Below are 13,813 nucleotides of genomic sequence, written 5' to 3' on the forward strand. Positions count from 1 at the left end.
TCCCCATTGTCCCTCACGCAGCGCAGTGCACCGCGCCGGGTTCGCACAGGCGATCCGTTCGCCGGATTGCATTTCGAACATGGATAGTGTGCGATAGAACTCGTGGAGAGTTCGGAGCGGGCCCTGGCGATCATCGAACGCCTCCGGCAGGCGGAGCGGGTGACCGTCGCCGAGTTGGCCGAGGCAACCCGGTCGTCGGAGATGACCATCCGACGCGACCTCGACCAGCTCGCTGAGCAGGGGGTGCTGCGGCGCGTGCGCGGGGGCGCGGTGAGCTTCCTGCGCGGGCAATCGATCCCGTTCGCGGTGCGCGAGCGCGACGAGACGGCGGTCAAGCAACGCCTGGCGATGGCTGTCGCGTCGATGATCAACGACGACGAGTCCGTGATCATCGACGGTGGCACCACGACGCTGGCGGTGGCCCGGCTGCTGGCCCACCGCCGGATCACCGCGATCCCGCTCGACCTGCACTCGGCGAACGCGCTGAGCAGCGCGCCGGAGATCAACTTGCTGCTACCCGGTGGGCGGACGACACCGGGCGAGCTGTCGTTCGTCGGCCACCTCGCCGAGAACTCGCTGCGCGCCCTGCGGGTGGACACCGCCGTGCTCGGCGTCTGCGGACTGTCCACGAAGGACGGCTTGACGGCGCACGATCTCGACGAAGTACCGGTCAAACAGGCTGCGGTCGCCAACGCCCAGCGCGTCATAGCGGTCTGCCACGGAGCCAAGTTCACCCGCACCGGCCTGGGTTTCGTCTGCCCGATCACCGATCTCGACGTGGTCGTCACCGAGCAGACGGCACCGGCGGAGGCATGTGCGGAACTGACGGCAGCGGGCGTGGAGGTTCGAGTTGTCTGAGACCGCCGTAGTCGCCGGTGCCGCTCGGCAGGCCCGCTGGGCCGTGACCGGGTACTTCGTGATCACCGGCGCGGCGCTGGGCACTTGGACCGCGCGCATCCCGGCGATCAAGCAAGACCTGGGCCTGGACGACATGCAGGTCACGTTGGCGTTGTTCGCCGTCGCCGCCGGTTCGGTGCTGGCGATGCAGGTCGTCGGGCACCTGTCGGACCGCCTCGGCAGCGCTCGGGTGCTGGGCCCGGCTGGAATCGCGATGTCGGCGAGCCTGCTGTTACCCGGCTTCGCCAACAGCTTTCCGCTGCTGGTGATCGGCCTGCTGCTGTTCGGTGCCGGGCACGGGACCGTCGACGTGACCATGAATGCCCACGCGATGCAGGTGCAGCGACGCTACGGCCGTCCGATCGTGAGCACCTTCCACGCGATGTTCAGCGTCGGCGGCCTGCTCGGCGCCGGGTGCGGCGCACTCGCGGCACAAGCCTCGATCGCCACGGGCGCGCATTTCGCGCTCGTCGCGGCTGCGCTCGGCGTGGTGTCGATGATCGCGCGGCCCGCGCTGCTGCCCGCTGAGGTGACACCGAGCGGCGGTTCGGTGCGCCAGCGCGGGATTTCGCCGGGAATCGTGTTCCTGGGCGTGCTGGCGTTCTTCTGCTCGGTGGGCGAAGGGTCGATGGCGGACTGGTCGCCGCTGTACCTGCACGACGTGCTGCGGACCAGCCCGGCGCTGGCGGCGACCGGGTATGCGGTGTTCTCCGCCACGATGGCCGTTTTCCGATTCCTCGGGGACTTCCTGGTCGCCCGGCTCGGGCCGGTCGTGCTGGTGCGGACCTGCGGCGCGATCGCGGGCCTGGGGCTGGGTGTCGGATTGCTGCTGCACCACCCGGTGGCGGCGATCATCGGATTCGCCCTGTTCGGCATCGGCCTGTCGAACATCATCCCGCAGGTCTTCAACGCGGCGGGGAACCAGGATCCGAGCCGCAGCGGCCGAAACCTGGCCCAGGTGAGCACGCTCGGCTACGGCGGCCTGCTCGCCGGTCCAGTGGTGATCGGCCTGCTCGCCCACTGGACCGATCTGGCGATCGGCCTCGCGCTGCCAGCCGTCCTGGCCCTGCTGGTCGCCGCCTCAGCCCGCGCGGTCCACCCCCGTTGAAATGCCCGGCCGGTGTCGTTCAGGCGACCAGCAGGCCGATGCCGAGCGTGACGACTCCCGCGGCCAGCGACAGCGCGCCCAGCCACAGCAGCACGATCAGCCTGTTCGGCTGGTGCACCTCGCGTCCGGTCGAGGACAGGAAGAAGCCGGCCGACATCAGCACCGCCGCCAGCGGCACGCCGAGTCGTGCGATCCAGCCGAACGCACCGGTCAGCTGCGTCGCATCCGCCAGCACCAGGCACACCAGACCGAGCGTGACGAGCACGCCCGCGTGCGCGTGCCCGGCGCGGGCGAAGTTCCGCTGGAACTCGGTCATCGGCACCTGGCCACGCACGATTTTGGTGAGGAACCAACCGCCGAACTCGATCGTGACGATGGTCAACAGCACCACACCCGCGATGTACTGGCTCGACGCACTCAACGGCAACACCTGCATGACAGCCCCTCCAAGGTCGAAACAGTGTTATAAAACAACGTTTCAAGATCTGGGTCAAGGCTGTCGACCAGCTATCCAGGACGAGCTCTCACTCGGCTTCCGACACCGCGGCGTCGCAGAGGGCGTGCGCCTCGTCGACCGCCGCGATCAGCGACTCCGCGGTCAGTCCGGCGATGACGCGGTCCACGTCCCGCAAGCCCGCGCGAGTCAGCAGGCGTTTCTCGTTGGTGACCCATTCGCCGCGGGCCGCGAGGACCGCGTGCGCCGCCTGGCAAGCCGCCTGCGCGATCGCGCCAGCCGTCTCCGTGAGCCGCCCGTAGGGCGCGTGGTTGGCCCGCGCGTAGGCCAGCCCCAGCGACGACTGGCCCCACCAGACCGGTGGCGCGGCTTTGCGCAGGGCGTCCGGGTATTCCGGGCAGGGCAGCTCACCGTGCAGCACCCGGTTGATGGCCAGTTCGGCGACGACCAGGTAGCTCGGGATACCGGCGAGGTGGAACATCAGCGGCTGCCACTCGAACCGACCCGCGCGGGCTTCGGCGAGTTCGTGCTCCACCGAGTCCAGGTCGCGGTAGTGCACGTCCACGTGGCGGCCATCGATCCGCAGCCACGCCCCGCCGTTGAACACGCCGCCGCCCCAACCGCCCAACTCGGAGACCTCGCCGGGCCAACCGACGTCGCGCAGGTCCTGCGGGTCGAACCTACCGCGGTAGTAGATCGCGAAGTCCCAGTCGCTGTCGGTGCGGTGCGTCCCCTGGGCCCGTGAGCCGCCGAGGCTGACCGCCTGCACACCCGGCAGCCCGGCAAGCCGGTCCGCGACGTGGGTTTCGAATTCGGCTTCTTCGAGCACAGTGATCAAACTCCTCCAGCAACGCGTGCGGACTGCCGAAGCTCTACCGACGTGCGACGCCCGTTGCACCAGGATGCATACCGGGGCTGACAACCAGGCCCGACGCCACCGCGAAACACCAGTGCCCGCAGCGTAGGAGCCCGCCTCCGACACGGCCGCGCGGGGCTCGGCGCTGCGGGCGATTTCTCGCGAAATCGGCGCCTCCCCAACGGGAAACCGCGGATGGTGCCCCCGTCCGGGCCTCGGCGTCGGGGGTGCCCGATCCCCGCGCGTTGCCGGGTCAGGTGACGAGCGTCAGCCAGTGCCGGTAGCGCTCGTCGGCGCCCGTCACGGCGGCGCTGAACGCGTCCCGGATCTTGCTGGTCACCGGGCCGGGCGCGCCGATCTCGCGGTTGTCGATCGAGCTCACGGCGGTGACCTCCGCCGCGGTGCCGCACAGGAACACCTCGTCCGCCGCGTAGAGGTCCGAGCGCAGCAGGTTCTCCCGCCGCACGGTGATCCCCAGGTCGGCGGCCAGCTCGGTGACCGTGTCCTGGGTGATGCCTTCCAGCGCACCGGCGCTCGACGGCGGCGTGCAGAGCACGTCGTCGCGCAGGACGAAGATGTTCTCCCCCGAGCATTCGCTGACGTAGCCGTCGGTGCTCAACAGCACCGCCTCGTCGAATCCGGCATCGCGCGCCTCGATCTTGGCCAGCGCCGAGTTCAGGTACGGGCCGGTGGCCTTGGCCGCGGTCGGCACCACGGTCGCATCGTTGCGCCGCCAGGAACTCGTCATCAGCCGCACGCCGTGCTCGGTGTCGCCGAGGTAGGTGCCCCACTCCCAGCTCCCGATCGACATGTCCACCGGGGCGCCGGACGGGTCGACGCCCATCACGCCGTAGCCGAGGTTGGCCAGGCATCGCACGTAGCAGGACCGGTGTCCGTTCGCGCGCACCAGGTCGAGGGTCGCGGTGCGCAGTTCGTCCTTGCGGTACGGCAGCGTCATGCGCAGCATCTTGGCGCTGCGGAACAGCCGGTCCAGGTGCTCGTCGAGCCGGAACAGCGCCGGTCCATCCGCTGTGGAGTACGCGCGGACGCCCTCGAACACACCGGTGCCGTAGTGCAACCCGTGGCTGAGCACGTGGACCTTGGCCTCGCGCCACGGAACCAGGGCGCCGTTCATCCAGATGTAGTCCGCTTCGGGCAGGGCCATCGCCGCCTCCTGACAAGTGGCATATCTCGCGATTTGAAATAAGCCATTCTATGATCAAGTGACAGTTTACAGGCGGAAAGAGCGTCCACTTGTGCAGGATGGGAGCGAGACGGGGTCAGTCGTCGCTGTCGGCTTGCAGCTGCTGTCGTAGCTGATCGCGATCCACGACGCGTCCCTCGATGATCACTGCGGCGATGCTGCGGGTGTTCGTGATGTCATCACGCGGGTCGGCGTCGAGCACCAGCAGATCGGCGCGCCGACCGACGTCGATGGCCCCTCGGTCGGTGAGCCCGAGCAGCTGCGCGGACCGGCGAGTGGCGAACTCGACAGCGCTCAGGGGCGACAGGCCCGCGTCGACCAGCGCTTCGAGCTCTCGATGTTCGGCGATGCCGGGGAGCTGGGCGAACACGCCGGTATCCGGTGAGAAGACGAGCCGGACGCCAGCCTGGTGCAGGGTGGCGAAGTTCTGCTGCAAGCGGCGATAAGTCTCGCCGGTGTCGAACAACGGCTCGGGAGCTCGCGCGGTCAGACGTGCGCGAAGATCCTCGATGGCCGCCAGTGGAAGTGTTTCGTGCAACAGCGGATCGTCGAGCCAGTCAGTACGTGCCGGGCCTTGAACGCTCATCGAGGTGAAGACGGCGATATCACGATCAACGAGCTGTTCGATGAGCTCCGGGTCGGGCTCCGGACTACGCGGCATGTGCGCCAAGATGTCGGCACCGGCGCGCAGTGCGATCTTGGCGTCATCGACGGTGTAGATGTGAGCCGCTGCCCGCAGCCCGTGGTGATGTGCCTCGTCCACGATCGCCCGACAGGTCTCCGGCGACAGCTTGGTCGCGGTGCCACCCCGATCATCGATCCAGAACTTGACGACATCGACCTGTTGCACCGCAAGGCTGCGGACGAAGGCTCGGGCATCGGCCGGATCAGCCACCTGGTGCACGGCGTCGACGGCGAAGAACGGTGCGCCACTGGCCAGTCCTGGTTCCGGAGCCGCAACGAGGCCCGAACCCGCGGTGAACAGGGTCGCCAGGTTCGGGTCGTCGAGGACCCCGGAGCGCTGATCATCGCGGACACCGACCTCGATGCGGTTCCAGTCGGTGCCCAACGATTGGAAGGTGCTGGTGCCGTGGTAGACGAAACGCCGTAGATGGTCGATGACATTGCGCCGGGAATAGCAGCGCGGGTCGCATACCGTCCCTCGCATGTAGCCGATGTGCCCGTGCGGGTTGACGATCGCGGGCATGATCGTCTTGCCCTCGAACGAGATCACGGTTTGAGGGCTGCTCCCGCCTCCTTGCACTTGCTCTGCTGCGCCGCCTGGCGTCCGGGTGATGCTCGTGATGATTCCGTCCCGGACGGTGATCGCGGCGTTGTCGATCACAGTGCTCCCGTCGCCGACGATGACGCGAGCCCCGGTGAAGGCAGTTGTGCTGCCGGTTGGGTTGTTGCTCATGGACGCTGCTGCCTCTCCGCGTGGCTGTGTGAAACGTCTGGATCGCCGGTGGGCGAGCGGGTCACTGGTAGCGGGCAGCGCGACCCTCGTATTCGGCGTAATCCATGAAGGACTCGAAGGTGCGCTGGTCCAGGATCAGGTCGCCGAGATCAGCGATCTCAGAACCCGCCTTGAGGGCGTCCAGCGTCGCGGTGACGCTCCGGGCTGCCGCGCCGATGAGGCTGTACCACAACGTCAGGACATCGGCCCCGGCGTCGGCGTATTCGGCGAGCGTGCTGCCCGGACGATCACCATCCGGCGCGTCGAAGAGGTCGGCCGTCACCATCACGGGTGCCTCTATGCGAGAGCGGACCCGCCTGAGCTCGGCCGCCGAAAGCGCAGGGACGAACACCATGTCGGCCCCGGCCGCGACGTAGCTCCGCAGCCGGCTGACGGTCTCGTCAACGTCGCCGTAAACCCAGGCGGCATCGGATCGGGCGATGATCATGAAGTTCGGATCGGTTCGGGCATCCAGCGCGGCGCGGATGCGGTTGTTCATCCGATCGGTGGACATCAGCCCGGCGGGTTGCGAGGTGTGCTTGCCACCGAGGTTGTCTTCGATGTGGATCCCCACCACACCTGCCGACTCGAACGCCTGCACGGTGCGCCAGATGTTCGCGGGCTCGTAGAAGCCGTTCTCACCGTCGGCCAGCACGGGGAGCTCGGTCGCCTCGACGATGCGACGCGATGCCTCCGCCATCTCGGTGAGGGTGATCAGTCCGACGTCCGGCGCACCGAATGCACTGGCCGCGGCGGCGAAGCTGCCCAGATAGGTCGCGCGGAAACCCGCGCGTTCGACGAGTCGGGCGCTGAGGGCGTCATAGGCGCCTGGGAGGACTAGCGGCTCGGACGCCCGGACTAGTTCGGCGAACGCCACGCGCCGCTGCGACGGGTTCGAGGACATGGTTCAGACTCCTTGATCCGGGGCTCTCGCACCGGCGTGGTGTCGAGTTCGACAGCGCGGCGCGGAGCCACGAGGACCACCGATGAGTACGACGATGCGGAAGATGCTGGATGCGTTGGCTCCGGCCAGCACTCCCGACATCAGCTCGATGACGAGGCTCGCACCGCTGGCTGAGTTGTTTCGAGCAATCTAGCAAGCTGGATTGCTGCTTGCAACTCATCGCCTAGAATCGTCATATGACCAGGGCGCTCGGCAAGGACTCGAACTGCTCCATCGCGCGGAGCCTCGACGTGCTCGGCGACAGCTGGATCCTGCTGATCATCCGCGAGGCGATGCTGGCGAACTCGACCCGGTTCCAGGAATTCCGAGCGGCGCTGGGGATTGCGCCGAACATCTTGGCCAAGCGGCTGGCGCTGCTGGTGGACGAGGGGTTGATGGAGCGACGGACCTACCAGGAGCCGGGGGTGCGGGCTCGTGAGGAGTACGTGCTGACCGAGGCCGGGCGCAGCCTCAGCGTGGTCATCGCGGCTCTGGCGACGTGGGGACGCACCTACCGGCCACGCTCCGCTGGCACGTCACCGCGATTCGCGTCGGAGGACTCGGGGCTGGTCGCGCAACTGGCCTTCGTGACCGAGGACGGCAGCCAGGTGCCACCATCACGTCTGACGGCCCGGCGAACAGATGATGCGGTGGTGGATCGAGCGTCCTGAGCCGATTGCTCCCCGCGACCTGGGGGCATCTCCAGCGTCAGCGAAGGAGTAGCGCTCAGACGACCGCGCGGATCGTCTCGGGAGGACCGCGGTTGCGCCAGGCGACCACCTGCGCAAACCGACCAGCGCAGCCGCCAAGCAGAATGAGCGCATGCCGAGTGGTGACGTGGACCAATTCGCCGCGCTGATCCGCGACCGGCTCCGCCACGGGCACGGGCCGCTGAGCCGCCGACTGGCGGCGGCGCTGACCGACCTCGCGCGCACCGGCGCGCTCAGCCCCGGCACCCGACTGCCCTCCGAACGGGATCTCGCCAGGGTGCTGGACTGCAGCCGAGGCGCAGTCGCCGCCGCGTTCAACGCGCTGTTCGAGGACGGGGTCTGCGAGCGTCGGCACGGCAGCGGCACCTACCTGGCCGCCGGGGCCGGACCCGAATCCGCGATGGGCCGACTGCTGCGGCCCGGCGCGGTGTTCGCGGATCTGTCCACATCGGTGGTGCCCGACCCGTCGCACCTGCGGGTGCCCAAGCTCGATCCGGCGGACCTGCTACGCACGCCGAGCCAGCACGGCTACGACTTGGTGGGCGAGCCGGGCCTGCGGGAACTGCTCGGCGACGAGGTGCTGATCACCGGCGGTGCGCAGCAGGGCATCGACCTCGCGACCCGGTGCTTGGCCCGGCCGGGCGATGCGGTGCTCGTCGAAAAACCCACCTACCCCGGCGCGCTCGCGGCGATCCAGGGCTGTGGGGCGCGAGCCGTCGCCGTGGCCACCGATCACCGTGGCATGCGGCCGGATGCGCTTCGCGACGCGATCTCCCGCTACCGGCCCGCGTTCGGCTACGTCCAGGCGGTGCGCAATCCGGACGGGGCAGTGGCCGACGACGATCGCGTCGGCGAACTCGCCGAAACCGCGCGGCACGCCGACCTGCGCATCGTCGAAGACCGCACGCTCGCCGAGCTGGTGTACGAAGGCGCCCGGCCCGGTCGGTTCGCCGCGACGCACCCGCACGGCACCATCGAGGTCCACTCGCTGTCCAAAGTGCTGTGGGGCGGCCTCCGGGTCGGCTGGCTCGCCGCACCGGAGCCGCTGTTGGCCCAGCTGACCGAGCTCAAGCAGACCAGCGACCTGGCGACCAGCGCGGTCAGCCAACGGCTCGCGGCGGAACTGCTGCGGCACAACGACTTCGCGAGCTGGCGAACCGAACTGGCGCAGCGCCGCGACCACCTGTCCGCCGCCCTGCACCGCGACATTCCACAGTGGACATGGGACCGACCGCTCGGCGGCCTGTCGCTGTGGGTGCGGTTGCCCGGCACCGACACCGACCGCTTCGCCGAACTGGCGCGCGGCAACGGTGTCGCGGTCGCTCCCGGCTCGCTGTTCTCCGCCGACCGCCGCTACCGCGACCACCTGCGCCTGAGCTTCGCGCTGAGCCCGGAACTGCTCGACCAGGCCGTCGCCGCCCTGGCCCGCACGTTCCGATCCAAGGGCCACCGCGCCGCGTCGGCGGTGACCGACCACAATGGCGACGACCCCGGACCACGGATTTGAGGAGCTGGAACATGGGCATCGGCAAGCCTGAAGTAGATCCGCCGACCGGGAATCCCCCTGCGGACCTGGAGATCCAGGACATCCAGATCGGCGACGGCCCGGAGGCCACCGCGGGCACCGTGGTGGACGTCCACTACGTCGGCGTTTCGCACAGCACCGGCGCGGAGTTCGACGCCAGCTGGAACCGCGGCCAGCCGCTGCGGGTGCAGCTCGGCGCGGGCCAGGTCATCGCGGGCTGGGACCGGGGCCTGCAGGGCATGAAGGTGGGCGGCCGTCGGCGGCTCACCATCCCGCCGCACCTCGCCTACGGCGACCACGGCGCGGGCGACGTCATCAAGCCCGGCGAGACGCTGATCTTCGTCTGCGACCTGGTGGCCACCCGCTGAAAACACCGCTTGCGGCTCGCGACTGAATCCCAGTCACGGGCCGCAAGCGTTGAGATGCTGGTCAGTTCGCGGTGTCGGTTTGGCGGCGGAGTTCGCGGAGTTGGCGCATCGCGAGGACGGCCTGCTCGCCGTCGGCCGCCTGGATCGCCATGATCGGCACGTACTCGTCCTCCGGCAGCTCCAGGCGGGCCCACGGCGCACCGTCCGGGAAGCTGAACGCCCGCACCAGCGGCCAGGAGTAGCGCTGGGTGCCGATGATGTTGCGGACCTCCACGCCGTCGGCGTCCGCCCGCAGCCGCGGCCTGGCCAGCAGCAGCACGCCGCCCGCGAGCAGCACGCCCAGCAGCACCATCGCCACCTGGTCGGACACCGAGAAGACCACGCCGGTCGGGGTGTTGCGCAGCAGCAGGCCGATCAGACCGAACACCAGCACCAGCACGACCGCGATCGGGATCGCCACTCGACGCAGCTTCCGCGGCCGAACCTCCACCCGATCCGCGCTCACAGGAACCCCCGCTCGCTGTCCCAGCCCCGCAGCTCCCGCAGCACCAGCGCGGTCTCCAGGGCCGCCGCGGTGGCCTCGAACCCCTTGTCCTCCACCGAGTCGTCGAACCCGGCCCGCTCCTCCGCCTGCTGCATGGTTTCGCAGGTCAGCACGCCGTTGCCGACAGCCGTTGATTCGTCCAGCGCCACCCGGGTCAGCCCCTGGGTGACCGAGTCGCAGACGTACTCGAAGTGCGGGGTGCCGCCGCGGATCACCGCGCCGAGCGCGACCACCGCATCGTGCTGGTGCGCCAACTGCTGGCACACCACCGGAAGTTCGATCGAACCGGGCACCCGCACCACGGTCGGCTCGGGGATGCCCGCTTCCTTCGCCGCCGCCAGCGCTCGGACGAGCATCTGCTCGACGAGGCGCTCGTGCCAGCGGATCGCCGCGATGCCCAACCGCAGGTCTCCTGCCTTCGGCACGCTTATCCGCGGTCGGCCCTCGCCACTCATGACTCTTCCGCCTCTCCGCGATTTGCAGTGGTGGTCGCGTCCAGCCCAATCTCCCGTTGCGCGGTTTCCTGTGGCTGGCTTGCGTCACGGTCCCCTGAGGTGCGGTTGAGGAGAACTGAGGTTGACACAGGACTTCTCATGCCGTCACTCCCGCCCCACCGTTGATCGAGGAGTCCTCGCCGTCGTCCAGATTGTCCAGCACGTGCCCCATCCGGTCGCGCTTGGTGCGCAAGTAGCGGATGTTCTCCGGGTTCGGCCGGATCGGCAGCGGCACGCGGTCGACGATCCGCAGCCCGTAGCCCTCCAGGCCGACCCGCTTGGCCGGGTTGTTGGTGAGCAGCCGCATCGACTTCACACCCAGGTCGCACAGGATCTGCGCGCCCTGGCCGTAGTCCCGGCTGTCGACCGGCATGCCCAGCGCGACGTTGGCGTCCACGGTGTCCGCGCCGTTGTCCTGCAACTGGTACGCCTGCAGCTTGTGCATCAGTCCGATGCCGCGTCCCTCGTGCCCGCGCATGTAGAGCACCACACCGCGACCGGCCTCGGCGACCTTGGCCATCGCGGCATCCAGCTGCGGGCCGCAGTCGCAGCGCAGCGAGCCCAGCACGTCACCGGTAAGGCACTCGGAATGCACCCGCACCAGGATGTCCTCGCCGTCGCCGATCTCGCCGTAGACCATGGCCAGGTGCTCGATGCCGTCGATCGTGCTGTCGTAGCCCAGGGTGCGGAAGGTGCCGTGCGCAGTGGGGATCCTGGCCTCGGCGACCCGCACCACCTGCTTCTCGAAGCGGCGCCGGTAGGCGATCAGGTCGGCGATGGTGATCAGCGCCAAGTCGTGTTCGGCGGCGAAGACCTCCAGCTCGTCGCGGCGCGCCATGTCGCCCTCGGACTTCTGGCTGACGATCTCGCACAGCACGCCCGCCGGGCGCAGCCCGGCCAGCCGCGCCAGGTCCACCGCGGCCTCGGTGTGGCCGGGACGGCGCAGCACACCACCGTCACGGGCGCGCAGCGGCACCACGTGACCGGGACGGTTGAGGTCCTTGGCGGTGGACTCCGCACTGGCGAGCACCCGCATGGTGTGCGCGCGGTCGGCGGCCGAGATGCCGGTGGTCACGCCGTCGGCGGCGTCCACGGTGACGGTGTAGGCGGTACCCCTGCGGTCCTGGTTCGAGTGGTACATCGGCGGCAGGTCGAGCCGATCGCAGTCGTCACCGGTGAGCGGCACGCACAGGTAGCCCGAGGTGTAGCGCACCATGAAGGCCACCAGCTCCGGTGTCGCCTTCTCGGCGGCGAAGATCAGATCGCCTTCGTTCTCGCGGTCCTCGTCGTCCACCACGATCACCGGGCGGCCAGCCGCGATGTCGGCCAATGCGCGCTCGATGCTGTCGAACTCGTTCGTGCTCACCGTGACCGCAACCTTGTCCTCGGGGTTCATCACCGCGCCTCCTTGACGCCGCCATTGTCCCCCGAACGGGTCTGCGCACCATGGGCCTGGTGGTCCAGCTGTGCGGCGGCGAGCCGTTCCAGGTGCTTGGCCAGCACATCCACCTCGATGTTCACTTCGTCACCCGGCTCGCGCAGGCCCAGCGTGGTCAGCTGCTTAGTGGTCGGGATCAGCGCGACGCTGAACCCGGTCTCGCCCGCCTCGACCACGGTCAGCGACACCCCGTCGACGGTGATCGAACCCTTCTCCACCAGGTAGCGGGACAGTCGACGCGGTATTTCGAAGCGGGTGAGCCCGTCGGCCTCGGTGCCGCGCAGCACGCCCGTGCCGTCGACGTGGCCCTGCACGATGTGCCCGCCGAGCCGATCGCCAAGCGCCATCGCGCGTTCCAGGTTGACCCGGTCGCCGATCGCGATGCCCTTCATCGACGAGCGGCGCAACGTCTCGGCCACCACGTCCACCGTGAACCGCCCGTCCCCGACCGCCACCACGGTCAGGCAGACGCCGTTGACCGCGATCGAATCGCCGTGCCCGGCGTCCTCGGTCACCACCGGACCGGAAATGGTCAGCCGACTGCCATCGGCCAACGGCTCGACCGCATCGATGGTGCCGAGCTCCTCGACGATCCCGGTGAACACCTGCCTGCCTCCTCGCCTGCTTGGCGGGCGCCGTCGCCCGCACCGCGCCCGATCACCGGTCCTGCGGAACCGCGCTCACTCGGATGTCCGGGCCACTCATCGTCGTCTCTTCAACACGCAACCGCCATGCCTGCGAGATGCTTCCCACTCCCGCTTCGCCGAGCGCCGCGGGTCCGGCGCCGAGCAGCATCGGGGCGAGGTAGGCCAGCACCCGGTCCACGCGGCCAGCGGCGACGAACGCCCCGGCCAGCCGCGGGCCGCCTTCCAGCAGCACGTCGACGATGCCGCGGTCGGCGAGAGCGGTGAGCACCGCCGTCGGATCGCCACCGGGCAGCCGGACGGTTTCGGCCGCGTCGTCGAAGACCTTGGCAGTGCGGGGAATCTCGCGGTCGCCGACGACGACGCGCAGCGGCTGGCGGGGCAGCAGCGCACCGTCCGGGGCGCGGGCGGTCAGGTGCGGGTCGTCGGCGAGGACGGTGCCGGTGCCCACGATGATCGCGTCCATCCGCGCCCGAACGCGGTGCACCTCGGCGCGGGATTCCGCGGAACTGATCCACTTGCTGGTGCCGTCGGCGGCGGCCGAACGGCCGTCCAAAGTGGCGGCGTACTTCCAGGTCACGTGCGGTCGGCCAGTTCGGGTGAAGTGCAACCAGGCCCGCAGCGGGCCGCCGGACACCTCGTCGGCGAGCAGACCACTGTGGACATCGATGCCCGCGGCGCGCAGCACCTCGGCTCCCCCGGCCGCCTGCGGGTTGGGATCGGAGACCGCGTGCACCACGCGCGCGACCCCGGCAGCGCGCAGCGCATCCGCGCACGGCGGCGTCCGCCCGGTGTGCGCGCACGGCTCCAGCGTGACCACGGCGGTGCCACCAGCGGCGCGGTCCCCGGCCGCGCGGAGCGCGACGACTTCCGCATGCGGCCCGCCCGGCGGCTGCGTCGCACCGATGCTGACGACCGCGCCGTCGGCGTCGAGCACCACGCAACCCACCGGCGGGTTCGGACTTGTCGTGCCGCGCACCTGCTCGCTCGCCGCGATCGCGGTTCGCATCGCCTGCTCGTCGGCATGAGCGGCCATCGGTGTCCTCCCGGTCGTGGGGGGGGGGGGGGGGGGGGGGGGGGGGGGGGCCGCCCCGCGCCCCGCCCGCCCCCCCCCCCCCCCGCCCCCCCGGGGGGGGGGGGGGCCCGCCCCCCCCCCCCCCCGGGGGGGGGGG

15 protein-coding genes are annotated in these 13,813 nt (G+C 69.8%); 5 read left to right on the top strand and 10 right to left on the bottom strand.

The features are described from left to right. Positions 1 to 102 precede the first annotated feature (102 nt). Together MOQ72_RS14125 and MOQ72_RS14130 are read left to right on the top strand one after the other, a co-directional pair. Positions 103 to 858 carry a DeoR/GlpR family DNA-binding transcription regulator gene (locus MOQ72_RS14125; protein WP_242183875.1) on the top strand — a complete coding sequence of 252 codons (756 nt, stop codon included), beginning with the start codon at positions 103 to 105 and terminating at the stop codon, positions 856 to 858. Next, positions 851 to 2,005 (top strand): MFS transporter, encoded by a 1,155-nt coding sequence (locus MOQ72_RS14130; protein WP_242183876.1) that lies wholly within the window; start codon positions 851 to 853, stop codon positions 2,003 to 2,005. Before MOQ72_RS14125 ends, MOQ72_RS14130 begins: the two co-directional genes overlap by 8 nt. A 19-nt stretch (positions 2,006 to 2,024) precedes the next feature. Here the strand turns inward: MOQ72_RS14130 and MOQ72_RS14135 are convergent, their stop codons facing one another. The 5 genes from MOQ72_RS14135 to MOQ72_RS14155 all read right to left on the bottom strand — a co-directional run bounded on the left by MOQ72_RS14135 (position 2,025) and on the right by MOQ72_RS14155 (position 6,879). Beyond that, positions 2,025 to 2,441, bottom strand: a complete 417-nt coding sequence (locus tag MOQ72_RS14135) for a hypothetical protein (protein WP_242183877.1) — start codon at positions 2,439 to 2,441, stop codon at positions 2,025 to 2,027. Positions 2,442 to 2,529: 88 nt separating this feature from the next. After that, positions 2,530 to 3,288 carry a nucleotidyltransferase domain-containing protein gene (locus MOQ72_RS14140; RefSeq protein WP_242183906.1) on the bottom strand — a complete coding sequence of 253 codons (759 nt, stop codon included), beginning with the start codon at positions 3,286 to 3,288 and terminating at the stop codon, positions 2,530 to 2,532. Positions 3,289 to 3,568: 280 nt separating this feature from the next. Further along, the gene (locus tag MOQ72_RS14145) at positions 3,569 to 4,480 is read right to left on the bottom strand and encodes a branched-chain amino acid transaminase (protein WP_242183878.1); all 912 of its coding nucleotides are present in this window, start codon (positions 4,478 to 4,480) and stop codon (positions 3,569 to 3,571) included. A gap of 115 nt (positions 4,481 to 4,595) precedes the next feature. Further along, on the bottom strand, positions 4,596 to 5,936 hold the full coding sequence (locus MOQ72_RS14150) for an amidohydrolase family protein (protein WP_242183879.1): 1,341 nt from the start codon (positions 5,934 to 5,936) through the stop codon (positions 4,596 to 4,598). A gap of 61 nt (positions 5,937 to 5,997) precedes the next feature. Then, on the bottom strand, positions 5,998 to 6,879 hold the full coding sequence (locus tag MOQ72_RS14155) for an isocitrate lyase/PEP mutase family protein (RefSeq protein ID WP_242183881.1): 882 nt from the start codon (positions 6,877 to 6,879) through the stop codon (positions 5,998 to 6,000). A 236-nt stretch (positions 6,880 to 7,115) separates the two neighbouring features. Here MOQ72_RS14155 and MOQ72_RS14160 point away from each other — a divergent pair, with 236 nt between their 5' ends. The 3 genes from MOQ72_RS14160 (at position 7,116) to MOQ72_RS14170 (ending at position 9,521) form a co-directional block, all read left to right on the top strand. Continuing rightward, complete coding sequence (locus MOQ72_RS14160; RefSeq protein WP_242183883.1) at positions 7,116 to 7,589, top strand: winged helix-turn-helix transcriptional regulator; 474 nt, start codon at positions 7,116 to 7,118, stop codon at positions 7,587 to 7,589. 151 nt (positions 7,590 to 7,740) lie between these two features. After that, positions 7,741 to 9,135 (top strand): aminotransferase-like domain-containing protein, encoded by a 1,395-nt coding sequence (locus tag MOQ72_RS14165; protein ID WP_242183885.1) that lies wholly within the window; start codon positions 7,741 to 7,743, stop codon positions 9,133 to 9,135. Positions 9,136 to 9,146: 11 nt separating this feature from the next. Continuing rightward, the gene (locus MOQ72_RS14170; RefSeq protein ID WP_242183886.1) at positions 9,147 to 9,521 is read left to right on the top strand and encodes an FKBP-type peptidyl-prolyl cis-trans isomerase; all 375 of its coding nucleotides are present in this window, start codon (positions 9,147 to 9,149) and stop codon (positions 9,519 to 9,521) included. Positions 9,522 to 9,582: 61 nt separating this feature from the next. Here the strand turns inward: MOQ72_RS14170 and MOQ72_RS14175 are convergent, their stop codons facing one another. The 5 genes from MOQ72_RS14175 to ribD all read right to left on the bottom strand — a co-directional run bounded on the left by MOQ72_RS14175 (position 9,583) and on the right by ribD (position 13,677). After that, positions 9,583 to 9,981, bottom strand: a complete 399-nt coding sequence (locus MOQ72_RS14175) for a PH domain-containing protein (protein ID WP_242183888.1) — start codon at positions 9,979 to 9,981, stop codon at positions 9,583 to 9,585. Positions 9,982 to 10,022: 41 nt separating this feature from the next. Beyond that, positions 10,023 to 10,520 carry a 6,7-dimethyl-8-ribityllumazine synthase gene (ribH, locus tag MOQ72_RS14180; protein ID WP_242183889.1) on the bottom strand — a complete coding sequence of 166 codons (498 nt, stop codon included), beginning with the start codon at positions 10,518 to 10,520 and terminating at the stop codon, positions 10,023 to 10,025. 136 nt (positions 10,521 to 10,656) lie between these two features. Continuing rightward, positions 10,657 to 11,955, bottom strand: coding sequence for a bifunctional 3,4-dihydroxy-2-butanone-4-phosphate synthase/GTP cyclohydrolase II (locus tag MOQ72_RS14185; protein WP_242183890.1), 1,299 nt, complete (start codon positions 11,953 to 11,955; stop codon positions 10,657 to 10,659). Continuing rightward, positions 11,955 to 12,602 (bottom strand): riboflavin synthase, encoded by a 648-nt coding sequence (locus MOQ72_RS14190; protein WP_242183891.1) that lies wholly within the window; start codon positions 12,600 to 12,602, stop codon positions 11,955 to 11,957. Before MOQ72_RS14190 ends, MOQ72_RS14185 begins: the two co-directional genes overlap by 1 nt. A 52-nt stretch (positions 12,603 to 12,654) precedes the next feature. Further along, positions 12,655 to 13,677, bottom strand: coding sequence for a bifunctional diaminohydroxyphosphoribosylaminopyrimidine deaminase/5-amino-6-(5-phosphoribosylamino)uracil reductase RibD (gene ribD, locus MOQ72_RS14195; protein WP_242183892.1), 1,023 nt, complete (start codon positions 13,675 to 13,677; stop codon positions 12,655 to 12,657). Positions 13,678 to 13,813 lie beyond the last annotated feature (136 nt).

This window comes from Saccharopolyspora soli (assembly GCF_022678645.1).
Taxonomy (GTDB): domain Bacteria; phylum Actinomycetota; class Actinomycetes; order Mycobacteriales; family Pseudonocardiaceae; genus Saccharopolyspora; species Saccharopolyspora soli.

Bases quoted from the DNA above. Each gene is read 5' to 3' on its own strand.
- MOQ72_RS14145 (WP_242183878.1), bottom strand. From the start codon at position 4,480: ATGGCCCTGCCCGAAGCGGACTACATCTGGATGAACGGCGCCCTGGTT.
- MOQ72_RS14155 (WP_242183881.1), bottom strand. From the start codon at position 6,879: ATGTCCTCGAACCCGTCGCAGCGGCGCGTGGCGTTCGCCGAACTAGTC.
- MOQ72_RS14150 (WP_242183879.1), bottom strand. From the start codon at position 5,936: ATGAGCAACAACCCAACCGGCAGCACAACTGCCTTCACCGGGGCTCGC.
- MOQ72_RS14135 (WP_242183877.1), bottom strand. From the start codon at position 2,441: ATGCAGGTGTTGCCGTTGAGTGCGTCGAGCCAGTACATCGCGGGTGTG.
- MOQ72_RS14160 (WP_242183883.1), top strand. From the start codon at position 7,116: ATGACCAGGGCGCTCGGCAAGGACTCGAACTGCTCCATCGCGCGGAGC.
- MOQ72_RS14165 (WP_242183885.1), top strand. From the start codon at position 7,741: ATGCCGAGTGGTGACGTGGACCAATTCGCCGCGCTGATCCGCGACCGG.
- ribH (WP_242183889.1), bottom strand. From the start codon at position 10,520: ATGAGTGGCGAGGGCCGACCGCGGATAAGCGTGCCGAAGGCAGGAGAC.
- MOQ72_RS14170 (WP_242183886.1), top strand. From the start codon at position 9,147: ATGGGCATCGGCAAGCCTGAAGTAGATCCGCCGACCGGGAATCCCCCT.
- ribD (WP_242183892.1), bottom strand. From the start codon at position 13,677: ATGGCCGCTCATGCCGACGAGCAGGCGATGCGAACCGCGATCGCGGCG.
- MOQ72_RS14185 (WP_242183890.1), bottom strand. From the start codon at position 11,955: ATGAACCCCGAGGACAAGGTTGCGGTCACGGTGAGCACGAACGAGTTC.